Origin of the sequence: Cyanobacterium sp. HL-69 (assembly GCA_002813895.1) — a bacterium.
Taxonomy (GTDB): Bacteria; Cyanobacteriota; Cyanobacteriia; order Cyanobacteriales; family Cyanobacteriaceae; genus Cyanobacterium.
Genome location: CP024912.1, coordinates 400,540 through 414,650, shown reverse-complemented (window position 1 = coordinate 414,650; position 14,111 = coordinate 400,540). Strand labels below are relative to the sequence as shown.

Below are 14,111 nucleotides of genomic sequence, written 5' to 3'. Positions count from 1 at the left end.
AAATACCCACCAAAAACTCAATTCTCAGATACCTTTAACTCTTAAGAAGCACTAGCAAACTTAATTTTCAGATAATCATCCTCAATTTTTGCCCCCGAAGGTTGTAAAGCAGCCAAGGCTTGAGGTAATACCAAATTACGACGGTGATTACCAATTCTCACATTCAACTCATCCCCTGTTTTATTGAGCTTAATTTGATCTTTGGGAATACCAGGTAAATACAACTCCAAACTATAATTAGAATCCTCTTGAATCACCCTAATCGTATTTTCTTCATAATACACCTGACTAGGATCCTCATCTTTATATAAAGTATCCTTCAAACGCTCTAACGCCTCTAAACCGCACATCTCCTCAGAGAATAAAGGCACCTCCTTCACTGGTAGAGGATGGAAATTTTCATGGATTTCCTCTTTATAAACCGATTGATTTTCTTTCCATTTTTGGAAAAAAGGATCATCCACTTGATCAGGTATAATTCTATTAGCTATTACTAAATCCACAGAAACACCATAAAGACTAAGATAAGCATGGGCTCTCAAAGACTCCTTAATAACCATTTTTTCAGGATTCGTCACTAACCGTACAGAGGTTTGAGTATTATCCGTCAATACTTTTTCCAGCGCCTCTATTTGCTGATAAAACTCATAGGGGGCATCCATTACCTCATTGGTGGGCAAAGAAAAACCTGTAATAGGCTTAAAGAAAGGCTCAAATAAAGGTCTTAAAGTGGCTGACATACTCTGTAAAGGTTTATAAAACCTTCTCATGTACCATCCCCCCACTTCAGGAAGACTAAGGAGTCTGAGGGCGGTGCCAGTGGGTGCAGAATCAATGATTAAAACATCAAATTCCCCTTCATCATAATGGCGTTTCATCCTTACCAAGCCAAAAATTTCATCCATCCCTGGTAAGATAGCTAATTCTTCTGCCTGTACCCCATCCAAGCCTCTTGCCTGTAAAACTTCGGTAATATATTTTTTGACTGCACCCCAATTACCTTCTAACTCCATGAGAGCATCTAATTCGGCACCCCAAAGATTTTCTTTCACTTTTTTGGGTTCATGACCTAATTCTAGATCAAAACTGTCTGCTAGGGAATGGGCTGGATCTGTACTTAGTACTAACGTTTTATGTCCTAATTCAGCGCACCTTAAACCAGTGGCGGCAGCAACGGAGGTTTTTCCAACTCCACCTTTCCCTGTCATCAAAATTACTCGCATTTTTATACCTAACTATACTTTTTATGATTGAAGATATTATTATTTCTATTCCTTTAGAATATAACGTTTTGTAACGAACTTGTGGGGTGTTTACCGAAATCTGGGCTTTTAAAAATTAACTCTACTCAAATATTTTCAAAAAAACTAGATAAATCTAAGCTCAACTGATTATCATTGACAGTGGGATAATCATATTAACAGGAATGGAAAATCAAGAACTAAAACATCACGAACTACAAGACAAAATAGAATCAATTAACAAGCAAATAACAGAATTGGCAGAAAGCTGTGAGGGAGACTGCCTAAAAATATTACACGTTTTAAGAGAGTTAGAAGCAACCCATCGTGGCGTTAATGACAATTTTTTGTCCCCTGCGTTACCTACTAATCGCCATCGTCTCTATCTTTTGGTACGTCATATGGAAGAAATGGGCGGATGGCCTTATATTCCCCGAATGAGGCTAAAAAGTTTGTGTGAAAAGCTATTACAAGAGGATGAAGAGGAGTAGTTTTAGCTTTTTTTTCTACAAAAAATCCCTCCTCCTTATGGAGGGGGATGGGGAAAACTAATTAATTTTGTTTTCCCTTGGGATTACTCACTACTGCTAGACTTTTGGAAAGAAGATTCCACCGCTTGTGGTTGTTTTTGAGAAACTTGTTGTTCTCTCCGAGATTGTAACAGTTGGGTGATTCCTTTTTTCTCTACTAATCCTAATAGGGTACCATCTTCTTTTACGACGGCTAATTCGGATTCTTTTTGTAGTTCGAGCATTTTAACTACTTCGAGAAGGGTTTCTGTATCGCTGACGGTTTTGACGTCTTCATAGGATTTCATTAACTCTTTCACTGTGGTTTCACCCCAAAGATGGGTGGAAATACTTTTTAAGTCTTCTACTTCTAACACTCCTACCAAGATACTTTCTTCGTCGGTAACAAGAAATTTGCGCCAAGGTTGTTTCCCGATAATATAGTTATTAGCAAATTCTCTGAGGGTTATATCTTGTTTTACTATAGGGCTTTCTTCGGTGACGGCTTCTGCGGCGCTGAAGTGGTTTAATTTATCTTCTAATTGGGCTGACTGGGCTGCATTTCCTGCATTTTGTAGTAAAAACCAACCGATTAAAACTGTCCAAAAGTTACCAAAGGGTAAAACGTTTAGTGTACCTAAAGCACCGATGATAACCGCTGTCCAACCGAAAAACTGTCCAAAACGTCCAGCAAAGATAACTCCTTTTTGGGGATTTCCTGTAATTTTCCACACGATTGCTTTTAGTACGTTACCACCATCGAGGGGTAAGCCAGGAATCATGTTGAATAATGCCAAGATGAGGTTGATGTAAGCTAGTAAGGATACTACCAAGGATAGGGCTAGAGGCAGGGGAGTAGTTGTTTGAATAACGGTAAAGATAGCAAATAATATTATACTTACAAGGGGTCCTGCGATCGCAACGGCAAAGGCTTCTCCTGGAGATTTAGATTCTCTTTCTAGGGATGCTAAACCCCCAAAGATAAATAATGTAATAGATTTGACTTCAATACCCTGAGAAATTGCCACAAAACTATGACCTAATTCATGGGCTAATACGGAGGCAAAAAGTAACAAGGAAGCGAATAAACCTACTAACCAAGGAATTATCCCAGGAAGTTGTGTGGTAAACGCCAATTGCCCCCCATAGGTAAGAGTCATTAAACCTAAGATAAAAAACCATGAGGGGTTGATATAAAAGGGAATTCCAAATAAGTTTCCCACTCTAATATTATTGTTGTTCATGTATTGAGATGTCTCCTTGATTGAGTGAATAATTTAAATCGCTTGTTTTAGGAAGACGATTATTAAAAATAATATTTAATATTGCTATTACTATGTTACGATACTTTTCTAAAAATAAAAACATATTAATAGAACGGTAATCCCTCTAAGGATGTTCGGTTAATGTTCATCTTAATTTGATATTTATTAAGAGAATAAATCAAAAATAATACTGAAAATTAATAACTATAAATTACTGCAATAAAAAACCCTCAAACTCTTCAAATAAAGACTTTAAGGGTTTTATGATTAGTATGAAAAAAAATCTTTAGAGGAATGAATGATTAGTCACGGCCGTTGATGGCAATAAGTAATCTAAGGATAAATATAAACAAGTTAATGTAGGTTAAATACATCGATAAAGCAGCGCTAAGATACTGCTCATCTCTGTAAGTACGGGGTAAAATGTAAAAATCTACCACAGAAACCCCCGCAAAAAGAAATACTCCAAAACCAGAAATTCCTACCTCTAGCCAACTAGGAGTATATACTCCAAAGAGGCTAAAAATTAACTGTCCTACCAATACCACCACCAAACCAATCATGGCCATAGATACAGTTTTTGTGAGGGCTAAACCATCCTCTTCTGATAGGTTAGAGCCAATATTTCGGGCTGCAATGAACGTTACACCACAACCCAAAGCTGCGATCGCAACGCCATTAATTCCTACCCCATCAGTACCCAAAGCAACGAAAACTAGACCACTGAGAGTATAACCAGACAAAAGACTGTACACCGCCAACAAAGGTAAAGCAGTAGAATTGTTAGCCCTCTCCGCAATGCCTCTCACCACGAAAAATAAGACCAATTCAGCCACCAAAGCCACAAAAAAAGTGGTCATAAAAATACCAGGATTAGAGCGAATTACACCCAAACCCCCATAAGTACCCACAGCGGTTAAAACTAAGCCACCACCCAAGTATGGTAACGCATTGGGGATGACGTTAGGGCCTACTAAGGCTTTATTTTGGGCGTTTTTAATAGCCCCACGAAAATTACTACTTGTAGCCATATATTTTGTTTTTAGAACCTAAATATTATTACTATAACTACTATTTTAGTTCAGAATATCTCTCTACGACTTACGGAAAACCGATAACAAAAACTCTAAAAAACTTGATAATTAGTCATCTTCAAAGAAAAGAAAAAAAACTTTTTACAAGATTTTACAAAACGTAACAAAACTATGATATAGTTTATCCACTCAAGAAAATATAGAAAAAGTGTATATGATAGCGGATCAATTTCCTTGGCTCACCGCAATTATAGCCCTGCCCCTAATCGCAGCCTTACCCATACCCCTCATTCCCGATAAGAAAAGCAAAGCCCTTCGATGGTATGCGTTAGGAGTAGGCATAGCAGACTTCGTTTTAATGTGTTACGTTTTTTGGCAACACTACTACATCAACAACCCCAACTTACAATTAGTCGAAAGTTATAGCTGGATACCCAATATCGGGTTAAATTGGGCTGTGTCCGTAGATGGTTTATCCATGCCCCTAGTCTTATTAGCAGGATTTGTAAGCACCCTAGCTATTTTTTCCGCTTGGCAAGTAGATCGTAAACCAAAACTATTTTATTTTTTATTATTATTACTTTATTCCGCCCAAATCGGCGTATTTGTAGCCCAAGATATATTATTACTCTTTATCATGTGGGAACTAGAATTAGTTCCAGTATATCTCCTCGTCTCCATTTGGGGTGGTAAAAAACGTCGCTACGCTGCTACCAAATTTCTACTCTATACCGCCCTTGCATCCATCTTCATTCTCATCGCAGGATTGGGCATGGCATTATACGGTGGAGGAGAAATCACCTTTGATATGGTGCAACTAGGCATTAAAGACTATCCTCTCAGCCTAGAATTACTTCTTTACGGTGGTTTATTAGTTGCCTTCGGCGTAAAATTGGCCGTTTTCCCCCTCCATACATGGCTACCAGATGCCCATGGAGAAGCATCTTCCCCCGTATCAATGATTTTGGCAGGGGTACTATTAAAAATGGGTGGTTATGGCTTAATTCGTCTAAACCTCGGTTTACTTTCCGAAGCCCATGTTTATTATGCTCCTCTCCTTGTTATCCTAGGAGTAGTAAACATTGTCTATGGTGCTTTCGCTTCCTTTGGACAAACCAACATGAAACGCCGTCTAGCTTACTCCTCCGTATCTCACATGGGATTTGTCTTGATTGGTATCGCCTCGTTTACTGACTTAGGTATTAGTGGGGCAATGTTACAAATGTTATCCCATGGACTAATTGCCGCTTTACTATTCTTCCTCGCTGGGGTAACATACGATCGCACTAAGACCATGTACTTAGACGAAATGGGTAATATCGGAAAAGTAATGCCCAAAGTTTTTGCCCTCTTCACCGCAGGTGCCATGGCATCCCTTGCCCTACCCGGGATGAGTGGTTTTGTCAGTGAATTAGCAGTATTTGTGGGTTATAGCAATAGTGATATTTACGGCTCAACTTTCCGCACCGTAACCATCCTCCTAAGTGCTGTGGGTTTAATTTTAACTCCTATTTACCTACTCTCCATGTTAAGACAACTATTTTATAGCTCAGACCAAACTTTGATGTGTAATTTAGGAGTACCTACTAATATAATTAACTCTGACGAAGATAATGATGAGCCTGTTTGTTTTGGTAATGATTGTATTTTGCCCATGAATGCAAAATATGAAGATGCTAAACCCAGAGAGATTTTTATTGCCGCTTCTTTCCTTATCCTCATCATTGGGGTGGGTTTATATCCTAAGTTGGCGACTCAGTTATATGATGTCAAAACTGTAGCAATAAATGCCCATGTTACGGAATCTTATCAGCAGGTTGCCGTTACTAATCCTCGTTTTGGTAATAAGTTTGTCAATTCTCCTGATGTAGTGGAAAAAGTGGCAATGAATCAGGATTTAAAGATTAACGATTAATAAAAGGTTTCGTTGTTAACTTTTTAAAATTTTCATCATCAACCCTTCTCCTACGGGAGAGGGGATTTTTTTATGGCAAAATTTAGCAATGCCTTTATAAAGCTATGTTGTTCAGAACTAAAAATCAAATAAGATGGACTATAGTTATAGTGAAATCTTTGCTTTACTGATATAAATGATAGGGAAAAAACTGATCAAAGTCTTAACTATTAGTCTTCTTTCAGGAATTAATTTGTTTGTTAATTCTTCTGTGAGGGCGGATACGGTATTAGAAAGAATAGAATCAAAGGGTTTGTTAAGAATTGGTATTAATCCCAATGAAATTCCCCTTAGTTATAGGGATAATAATGGAGAGTTGCAGGGGATTTGCTTAGATTTAGTTAATCTAATTAAAAAGGAGTTAAAGCAAAGTTTAAATCGTAATATTATTACCACTCATATTTTTAGCTCTAATTTAAGTAATCGTTTTCAAATTGTACAGGATGGCATTGTTGACTTGGAATGTGGTGCAAATACTATCCGAGAAGTAGAAAATTATCAGGTGTCCTTTTCTCAACCTTTTTTTGTGACAGGTACTCAATTTTTGGTAGCAAGGGATAAGGCGAGACAATTAATTGATGATACAGCCATTGAGGATATAAGAATTGGAGTTTTAGGCGATACGACAACGGAGGAATATGTTAGACAAAGATTCCCCCAAGCCCAAATTAGTTTATATCGAGGGGCGAATGGTAGTGCTTTAGGGGTTAGGGCAGTAGAAAATGACAGGATAGATGCTTTTGCTGATGATGGTATTCTTCTTTTGGGGGCGGCTACTTCTTTGAGTATGTCTTTAACAAGAGATTTTATTTTATTACCTGAAACTCCTGTTACTTGCGAAAGGTATGGTTTAATTTTGCCAGAAAATGATCCTGATTGGAAGGAGTTGATTGATAGGGTTATTAATTCGAGTGAGGAAAGGGAGATAGTTGGGGATTGGTTTGGAGTTGCTGATAGATTTATTAATAATCGCCCTAATTGCAGTATTGACGATTAAATTTATTTTCCTCTAAGCTACATAAAAATTTGTTGCCATGCCCTGACTGTACCTCCACCAATCATAACATCTTGGGTACGTTGGTCTTCCCACACTAGGCGTATTCTCATATTACCTTCTGGGGCATTGGCGAGCGCACTGGCTAACTCATCAGAAACTCTCTGTCCATCATATCTATACACTACCCCATTAATGGAAAATAGAATTTGTTTGGGAGTATTACTCACCCAATAACTACGATAAACAGGTTCTGTTTCCCAATATACTTCTTCTATATATCTATCTTTTCGCCATACTTTTCGAGTGCGCCTGACGTTACGATAGGAGGTTATTTCTTGCTCTCGCCTAAAGTAGCTGAGGCGAATAGAATCCTTTGCCCAACTGCTGACGGTGGCATGATTAGAGCCAAAATCTTTGTCATAGACAATGTTACCATCAAAGGGATCTTCCACTACTTCTGACCATGGTACACGGGAATTTTGATTGATGGGGGATGGTAGAATTTGGGCTTGGGCGGAAATACCTACGAGGGTAGTTAGGGTTAGGGCAAGGGGCAAGATTTGTCTAATCATGGTTTGATACCTTGTATTTTTTCACTAAAAACTAATTTCATGAAAATTTCTAACTATTTTGTAGGGTTTATTTTCTGGTAATTGTTGCTCATCTCTGATTATCCAAATCGTTTTCATTCCTGCTTTATCTGCTGATATTATTTCGTCTTCTATGTCTGACAAAAATAATATTTCTTCTGGCTTAAACTCCATTTTTTCTGCTATTAAATTATAAGAATCTACTTCTTGTTTATAGCCTACATTGGTATCAAAAAAACCAGAGAATAAGTTTAGTAAGTTACCATAATTTGAGTAGCCAAAAAATAGTTTTTGAGCATACACTGAGCCAGATGAATATATATAGATAGGGATATTTTGTCGATGCCAGTGTTTTAATTTTTCATAAGCATCTTCATAGATATGGGCTTGGTAATCACCATTTTTATAGCCCTTTTCCCATATCATTCCTTGTAATTCTTTTAATGGGGCTAATTTGCGATCGCACTTAATCCATTCCCTCAAAATTTCAGCAATTTGACGGGGTTGACAACCATCTTTTAACCCCTCCAATTCACAAACCATTTTAGCCTGTTTATAAACAAAATCATTATTAAAATGTTGAACAAGAAAATTTTCCATTTCTTGATAAGCATAGGGAAACAAGACATCTTTAACAAAAGAAATAGAACTTGTAGTTCCCTCAATATCAGTTAAAATTGCTTTAATCATAAAAAATCAACAGTTAATTTTCAAGACGAGAAAATTTTGAAGCAATATCTGCCCCTGTAAAATTAGCCACCCACCCTTCAGGATTATTAAACAGACGAATAGCTACAAAATTAGGATTTGGCCCCATGTCAAACCAATGGGGAGTATTTGCTGGTACACTAATCAAATCTCCCCTAGTGCATAAAACCTCAAATACCTTATTATCAAGGTGCAAACTAAATAAACCTTCCCCCGCCACAAAAAAGCGCACTTCATCCTCACTGTGGGTATGCTCGTTCAAAAATTTCTCCCTAAAAACATTTTTATTAGGATTATCACTGGTTAAACTAACCACATCTACCGCCTGATAACCAGCCTCATTTATCAACCTTTGCACATCGCTATCATAGGCTTTCAAAACTTCCTCTTGGGTAGCCCCTAACTGAATCTTATCGTCAGTTTGCCACTGTTCAAAATTTACCCCCACTTGGTTGAGATGGTGAACGATTTTATCTATTTTCTCCCTGTGATTAGTAACTTCGTGGCTATCAAAAATTGGCGCTGTAGGGTTATTTTCGTCAAATATTTTTAAGCTAGTCATCTTTTTCCTGTTATCTTAATCATTTCCAATTCACACTCCATTAAATATTCTATCGCTTCTAAGTGTCTAAGGGCGCTGTCCATATCCTTACCCCAAGTATAAACCCCATGTCCCCGAATGAGATAAGCCCAACAGGGATTACCCTTATCTAAATACTCAATCACTTCTTGGGCGAGGGTAGGAATATCTTGGCTATTGTCAAAAATGGGAATAGTGATGCAACTTTCATGGGTGTTAATTCCTGTAAAAGCTTTTTGCAATTCATAGCCTTCTATTTCCCAGTAAGGTTTATCTATCAATCTACTCAATATCGTACTATTTACAGAATGAGTATGAAGTATAGAAGTAATTTTTTCATCCCATTTATATAAAGTAGTGTGTAACAAAGTTTCTGCCGATGGTTTTTTATCATCCACAGGTACACCATCAAAATCCACCACCATAATATCATCAAGGGTTAATCTACTCTTATGCTTTCCCGATACCGTAATGGCACACAAATTATTACTCATCACATGGGAAAAATTACTACTCGTCGCAGGAGTCCATCCTTTACTATTAAGAAAACTAGCCGTTTGAATAATAGCATTACCAACCTTCCTAAACTCATCCACAGAATATTTATTCAACGTCTTCTCAATGACAATCAAAATTACTGATATATTTTATCCAAATTTATCCATCTTATAATCAATTATAAGGTTAAATAATTTGTCAAAATATGTAATCAAATTCCCTTCTTATTGAAACATCAAGGCAAGAGATCTATTAAAAGCCCAAGCCAAGGGGCTTACTGAAAACATAAAGGCAAGGGGCTTAAGCCCCTTGTTAATAACAAAAAAGGTCGTTTTTTGCCCCAAAATCCCCTAATTATGGGTGACTTGTATTGTCATTTTTTATCCAATTCTAGTATAAAATAAACTCTGAAAAAGCTCTCTTAATATTGAATGAAATTAATAAAAATAAAAGATAATAATAAAGCAAAACCTTTTTTAAAATGGGCAGGGGGAAAAAGTCAACTCCTAGAAACTTTTAGACAATATTACCCCAAATCCTTATTAAAAGGTGAACAGTTTAATTATATAGAACCCTTTATTGGTGGTGGTGCAGTTTTTTTTGATTTAGTACAAAACTATAATATTAAACAAAGTCATTTATCAGACATAAATCCAGAAATAGTTATAGTTTATAAAACAATTCAAAAATCAGTTGATCAATTAATAGAACAATTAACCGAATTATCTGAAGAATATAAATCATTAAATGTAGAACAAAGAAAACAATTTTTCTACCTAAAAAGAGATATTTATAACTTAGAAAGAATAGACTTTAATTATATAGACTTTTCTGAAGCATGGATTAAAAGATCTGCATTATTAATCTTTTTAAACAAAACGTGTTTTAATGGGTTATTTAGGACTAACAAAAAAGGAGGTTTTAATGTTCCCCATGGAAAATATAAAAATCCCAATATTGTTGATAAAAATAACCTTCTGAATGTATCGATTATTCTACAAAATACAGATATTAAAATTGCTGACTATTCGCAAATTATTCAGCATATTAAAAATAATTCTTTTATATATTTTGATCCACCCTATCGTCCTTTAAATGAGACTTCTAACTTTAACTCTTATTCTAAAATGATGTTTGATGATAACGAACAAAAAAGATTAGCTAACTTTTATAAACAATTAAATAATAACTATTCTGTTGACTTAATGCTCAGTAATTCTGATCCAAAAAATGAAAATCCTAACGATAATTTTTTTGATGAACTTTATCAAGGTTTTAATATTTACCGAATTCCTGCTACCAGAATGATTAATAGTAAAGGAAATAAAAGAGGCATTATTAATGAGCTTTTGATAACTAACTAACCTAAGTTTTTGTTGTTAGAAGCTTCTATGCAATTAGATTACTTGAGATTTAAGGAGCAAAAGTGCATGGGAATATTATTATTATCATTCATCAGTTAATTTTTGTCCCAACATTCTTTGTGGACGGAATACACACTCTCATGAGTTCAACAAGCCTACTCTTTTTGTAAAATTTTTTTTCCTCACTCAATCAATTTAATCCGAACTCAGGTTAACAGAATATTTCAACATTAGAACGCTGTTTATTCCCTTTGAATCACTTCATAACTTTTGTGGTGAAGTCTTTACATACTTTTTGTTGCTATTTATTAGCATTAACATTGACAAGTAATAACAATATGAGATAGCCTATAAGATACCTAAATAAGAATTTTTATTAATAAAGAAGATAAACAATGAAAAGAAGAAAAATATTAGGTTTAATCGGGGTTGTATTTGCGTCTAGTGCTTTAACCATTGCTTGTAATGCTCCGAATAATACCGATGTCGGAGGAGGAGGAACAACCACTGGAGAAACCGCGGGAGAAGCGGTTGATTTAGCAGGACAGGAACTGACTATTTATTCTGGTAGAAATGAAGAGTTAATTGGACCTTTGTTAGAAAGATTTGAGGAAGAAACTGGAGTAACAGTGCAAGTGCGTTATGGCGACACGGCAGAGTTAGCGGCGGCTATTTTAGAAGAAGGCGAAAATACTCCTGCGGATATATACTTTGGTCAGGATGCGGGAGCATTAGGAGCATTGCAACTAGAGGGTAGAACTAAGCCTATTCCTCAAGAGCTTTTGGATAAGGTGGATTCTCGTTTTCGTTCTCCTGAAGGGCAGTGGATTGGTATTTCTGGTCGGGCGCGTACCCTTGCTTACAATGTTGATTTGGTGGAGGAGTCTGAGCTTCCTGATTCTATCTGGGCATTAACGGAGGAACAGTGGAGTGGAAAGGTTGCTTGGGCGCCTACTAATGGTTCTTTTCAATCTTTTGTAACGGCCATGCGAGTAACAGAGGGGGATGAGAGAACTAGAGAGTGGTTACAAGGCATTATCGATAATAATCCTCAAGTTTACCCTAACAATACAACTACGGTGGAGGCTGTGGGACGAGGTGAGGCTGAAATCGGTTTGGTTAATCATTATTATTTAAATCGTTTCACCACTGAAGATCCTAATTTTCCTGTGGCTCACCATTACACTAATAATGATGTGGGTGCGATGATCAATGTGGCTGGGGTATCTATTCTTGATGGTACTGACAGTGAGGCTGTGGCGATCGCCCTTATCGACTTTTTGTTAACGGATGAATCTCAAGCCTATTTTGCAGAAAATACCAATGAATATCCTTTAATTGAAGGGGCCGCACCTCCCCAAGATCAAGTTTCCATTGAGGAAATTAATCCTCCTTCTATCGATTTAAGCAGTTTAGAGGATTTAGAAGGTACTCTTAATTTATTGAGAGAGATGGGTGCGATCGAATAACATAAGACCAATTCAAAGAAATAATCTTTCCTAGACAAATTTCTTTTGAACTTATAATAATGGGTAATGGCAGTTAAAAGATCTTTTTGATCTGGAGTTCCAATCTCCTAAAACCTTGCCCATTTTTTTTGCCCATTAGTACCAGTAACAATAAACTTTAATTAATTCTCATGACCAATAGTCCTGATTTTCAGACAAAATCATTACCACAAAATAACATTAAGCCCCCATTATTCCTGTTGGTAGTGGCAATCATAACGGTTATTGCCATTGTGATTCCTTTGATTTATCTAATTATCAGGGCAGGAAGTGTTTCTTCGGTTGAGGAATTGCAAGAGTTAATTAATTTTATTTTTAATGTACGTATTCTGAGAATTTTACTTAATAGCATTGGTATGGCGGCAGCTTCAACGGCGATCGCCGCTTTAATCGCCATTCCTTACGCTTTTTTGACCGTTAGAACCGATTTACCATGGCGTAAATTTTGGTCTGTGGTGAGTACCTTACCCCTTGCTATTCCTACCTATGTGGGTAGTTTTGCCCTTATCGCCACCTTTGGTCCTCGGGGCAGTCTTTTACAATCATGGCTAGAACCTTTTGGAGTGGAAAGTCTCCCTTCTATCTATGGTTGGACTGGTACCATTGCGGCTATTACTCTTTTTTCCTATCCATATTTATTATTAAGTGTTCGGGCTGGTTTACAAGGACTTGACCCGGCTTTAGAAGAATCGGCCCGTAGTTTGGGTTATGGGGCATGGGGCATATTTTTTCGGGTAACTTTACCTTTGTTACGTCCTTCTATCGTAGCAGGTTCTTTGTTGGTGTCTCTCTATGCCCTACAGGATTTTGGAACTCCTGCTCTCATGCGGTTCAATTCTTTCACTAATGCTATTTTTACTCAATATCGCTCTAGTTTTAATCGTGGATTGGCTGCGGCTTTATCTATAGTGTTAGTGGTTTTAGTATTAGTAATTCTTATCATTGAACAAAAAGTAAGAACCAATGCAAATTATTATTCCCGTGGCTCTGGGGCGATTAATAAGGGGGTTGTAATTCCCCTTGGTAGGTGGAAATTACCTGCGATCGCCTTTTGTTGTATAGTGTCTTTTTTCTCCTTAGTGTTACCCATTGGAGTAATTGTTCTTTGGTTGACCAGGAGTTCAGATGCGATCGCCACTTTACAAAATATGCTCGTATTTGCCCGAAATTCAGCTTGGGCATCCAGTCTGGCCGCCATATTTGCCACCCTGTTGGCTCTACCTGTGGCTATTCTCTCCGTTCGCTTTCCCAATACCCTTACCACCCTCATTGAAAGGGGAACTTACCTCGGCTACGGTTTACCCGGCATTGTGGTTGCTTTATCCCTTGTTTTCTTCGGGGCGAACTATTTACCATGGATTTATCAAACCATGCCCATGTTAGTTTTTGCCTACATAATTTTATTTTTACCCCAATCCGTTGGTACCAACCGCAGTTCATTACTACAGGTGAATCCATCCCTCGAAGAATCTGCCCGTAGCTTGGGGCGTAGCCCATGGCAAACCCTCAAAGAAGTCACCATTCCCCTCGTGCGTCCTGGTATCACTAGCGGTGCTGTATTAGTATTTGTGACCGCTATCAAGGAATTACCCGCCACCATACTATTATCCCCCATCGGTTTCAAAACCCTCGCTGTGGAAATTTGGGAGTCCACCAATGATGCTCGTTTTGCCTCGGCGGCGGCAGCTTCTTTTGGAATGTTAGTTATTTGCACGGGTTTAACGTTTATTATTTTGTCCCAAGAAAGGAAGCTGAGTAATAAATAGAGTGCGATGTTAAGGCTATAAAATTATTCAAATTAGATTTTGCTTCGACGTTATTGAACAGGCTAGAATCGGATTAGTATAGCGAACTAATGGAAGA

Annotated in this window: 13 protein-coding genes; 6 read left to right on the top strand and 7 right to left on the bottom strand. The window is 37.3% G+C overall.

Annotated features, from left to right (window positions below; translation table 11 throughout):
- Window positions 1–41: 41 nt before the first annotated feature.
- Window positions 42–1,223 carry a TRC40/GET3/ArsA family transport-energizing ATPase gene (locus tag AA637_RS01920; RefSeq protein ID WP_069792005.1) on the bottom strand — a complete coding sequence of 394 codons (1,182 nt, stop codon included), beginning with the start codon at window positions 1,221–1,223 and terminating at the stop codon, window positions 42–44.
- Between the two features lie 203 nt (window positions 1,224–1,426).
- Between AA637_RS01920 and AA637_RS01915 the strand changes: the two genes are divergently transcribed.
- Window positions 1,427–1,732 (top strand): hypothetical protein, encoded by a 306-nt coding sequence (locus AA637_RS01915; RefSeq protein WP_446683653.1) that lies wholly within the window; start codon window positions 1,427–1,429, stop codon window positions 1,730–1,732.
- A gap of 83 nt (window positions 1,733–1,815) precedes the next feature.
- Here the strand turns inward: AA637_RS01915 and AA637_RS01910 are convergent, their stop codons facing one another.
- Window positions 1,816–2,994, bottom strand: coding sequence for a site-2 protease family protein (locus AA637_RS01910; protein ID WP_446683652.1), 1,179 nt, complete (start codon window positions 2,992–2,994; stop codon window positions 1,816–1,818).
- Window positions 2,995–3,317: 323 nt separating this feature from the next.
- The gene (locus tag AA637_RS01905; RefSeq protein ID WP_446683651.1) at window positions 3,318–4,046 is read right to left on the bottom strand and encodes a Bax inhibitor-1/YccA family protein; all 729 of its coding nucleotides are present in this window, start codon (window positions 4,044–4,046) and stop codon (window positions 3,318–3,320) included.
- Window positions 4,047–4,263: 217 nt separating this feature from the next.
- On the opposite strand from AA637_RS01905, the gene AA637_RS01900 reads away from it, so the two are divergent.
- Together AA637_RS01900 and AA637_RS01895 are read left to right on the top strand one after the other, a co-directional pair.
- Window positions 4,264–5,964, top strand: a complete 1,701-nt coding sequence (locus AA637_RS01900; protein ID WP_446683650.1) for an NAD(P)H-quinone oxidoreductase subunit 4 — start codon at window positions 4,264–4,266, stop codon at window positions 5,962–5,964.
- A 175-nt stretch (window positions 5,965–6,139) separates the two neighbouring features.
- The gene (locus AA637_RS01895) at window positions 6,140–7,000 is read left to right on the top strand and encodes an amino acid ABC transporter substrate-binding protein (protein ID WP_446683649.1); all 861 of its coding nucleotides are present in this window, start codon (window positions 6,140–6,142) and stop codon (window positions 6,998–7,000) included.
- A 17-nt stretch (window positions 7,001–7,017) separates the two neighbouring features.
- Here AA637_RS01895 and AA637_RS01890 read toward each other — a convergent pair whose 3' ends face one another.
- From AA637_RS01890 to AA637_RS01875, 4 genes are read right to left on the bottom strand one after another with little or no spacing between them, the layout of a single operon-like run.
- The gene (locus tag AA637_RS01890; RefSeq protein ID WP_446683648.1) at window positions 7,018–7,572 is read right to left on the bottom strand and encodes a hypothetical protein; all 555 of its coding nucleotides are present in this window, start codon (window positions 7,570–7,572) and stop codon (window positions 7,018–7,020) included.
- A 24-nt stretch (window positions 7,573–7,596) separates the two neighbouring features.
- Window positions 7,597–8,280: an acireductone synthase gene (mtnC, locus tag AA637_RS01885; protein ID WP_446683647.1), complete on the bottom strand. Its 684-nt coding sequence runs from the start codon at window positions 8,278–8,280 to the stop codon at window positions 7,597–7,599.
- Window positions 8,281–8,293: 13 nt separating this feature from the next.
- Entirely contained in the window at window positions 8,294–8,860 is a 567-nt protein-coding gene (locus AA637_RS01880) for a 1,2-dihydroxy-3-keto-5-methylthiopentene dioxygenase (protein ID WP_446683646.1), read from the bottom strand.
- Window positions 8,857–9,489 carry a methylthioribulose 1-phosphate dehydratase gene (locus tag AA637_RS01875; protein ID WP_446683645.1) on the bottom strand — a complete coding sequence of 211 codons (633 nt, stop codon included), beginning with the start codon at window positions 9,487–9,489 and terminating at the stop codon, window positions 8,857–8,859. Before AA637_RS01875 ends, AA637_RS01880 begins: the two co-directional genes overlap by 4 nt.
- 318 nt (window positions 9,490–9,807) lie before the next feature.
- Between AA637_RS01875 and AA637_RS01870 the strand changes: the two genes are divergently transcribed.
- From AA637_RS01870 to AA637_RS01860, 3 genes are all read left to right on the top strand, one after another.
- Window positions 9,808–10,740: a DNA adenine methylase gene (locus AA637_RS01870; RefSeq protein ID WP_446683644.1), complete on the top strand. Its 933-nt coding sequence runs from the start codon at window positions 9,808–9,810 to the stop codon at window positions 10,738–10,740.
- 395 nt (window positions 10,741–11,135) lie between these two features.
- Complete coding sequence (locus AA637_RS01865) at window positions 11,136–12,209, top strand: iron ABC transporter substrate-binding protein (protein WP_446683643.1); 1,074 nt, start codon at window positions 11,136–11,138, stop codon at window positions 12,207–12,209.
- Between the two features lie 170 nt (window positions 12,210–12,379).
- Window positions 12,380–14,014 (top strand): ABC transporter permease, encoded by a 1,635-nt coding sequence (locus tag AA637_RS01860; protein WP_069792016.1) that lies wholly within the window; start codon window positions 12,380–12,382, stop codon window positions 14,012–14,014.
- Window positions 14,015–14,111 lie beyond the last annotated feature (97 nt).

Excerpts from the sequence above, each read along its gene's own strand:
- AA637_RS01880 (WP_446683646.1), bottom strand. The coding sequence starts at position 8,860 with ATGACTAGCTTAAAAATATTTGACGAAAATAACCCTACAGCGCCAATT.
- mtnC (WP_446683647.1), bottom strand. The coding sequence starts at position 8,280 with ATGATTAAAGCAATTTTAACTGATATTGAGGGAACTACAAGTTCTATT.
- AA637_RS01900 (WP_446683650.1), top strand. The coding sequence starts at position 4,264 with ATGATAGCGGATCAATTTCCTTGGCTCACCGCAATTATAGCCCTGCCC.
- AA637_RS01890 (WP_446683648.1), bottom strand. The coding sequence starts at position 7,572 with ATGATTAGACAAATCTTGCCCCTTGCCCTAACCCTAACTACCCTCGTA.
- AA637_RS01905 (WP_446683651.1), bottom strand. The coding sequence starts at position 4,046 with ATGGCTACAAGTAGTAATTTTCGTGGGGCTATTAAAAACGCCCAAAAT.
- AA637_RS01920 (WP_069792005.1), bottom strand. The coding sequence starts at position 1,223 with ATGCGAGTAATTTTGATGACAGGGAAAGGTGGAGTTGGAAAAACCTCC.
- AA637_RS01910 (WP_446683652.1), bottom strand. The coding sequence starts at position 2,994 with ATGAACAACAATAATATTAGAGTGGGAAACTTATTTGGAATTCCCTTT.
- AA637_RS01870 (WP_446683644.1), top strand. The coding sequence starts at position 9,808 with ATGAAATTAATAAAAATAAAAGATAATAATAAAGCAAAACCTTTTTTA.
- AA637_RS01860 (WP_069792016.1), top strand. The coding sequence starts at position 12,380 with ATGACCAATAGTCCTGATTTTCAGACAAAATCATTACCACAAAATAAC.
- AA637_RS01895 (WP_446683649.1), top strand. The coding sequence starts at position 6,140 with ATGATAGGGAAAAAACTGATCAAAGTCTTAACTATTAGTCTTCTTTCA.
- AA637_RS01865 (WP_446683643.1), top strand. The coding sequence starts at position 11,136 with ATGAAAAGAAGAAAAATATTAGGTTTAATCGGGGTTGTATTTGCGTCT.
- AA637_RS01915 (WP_446683653.1), top strand. The coding sequence starts at position 1,427 with ATGGAAAATCAAGAACTAAAACATCACGAACTACAAGACAAAATAGAA.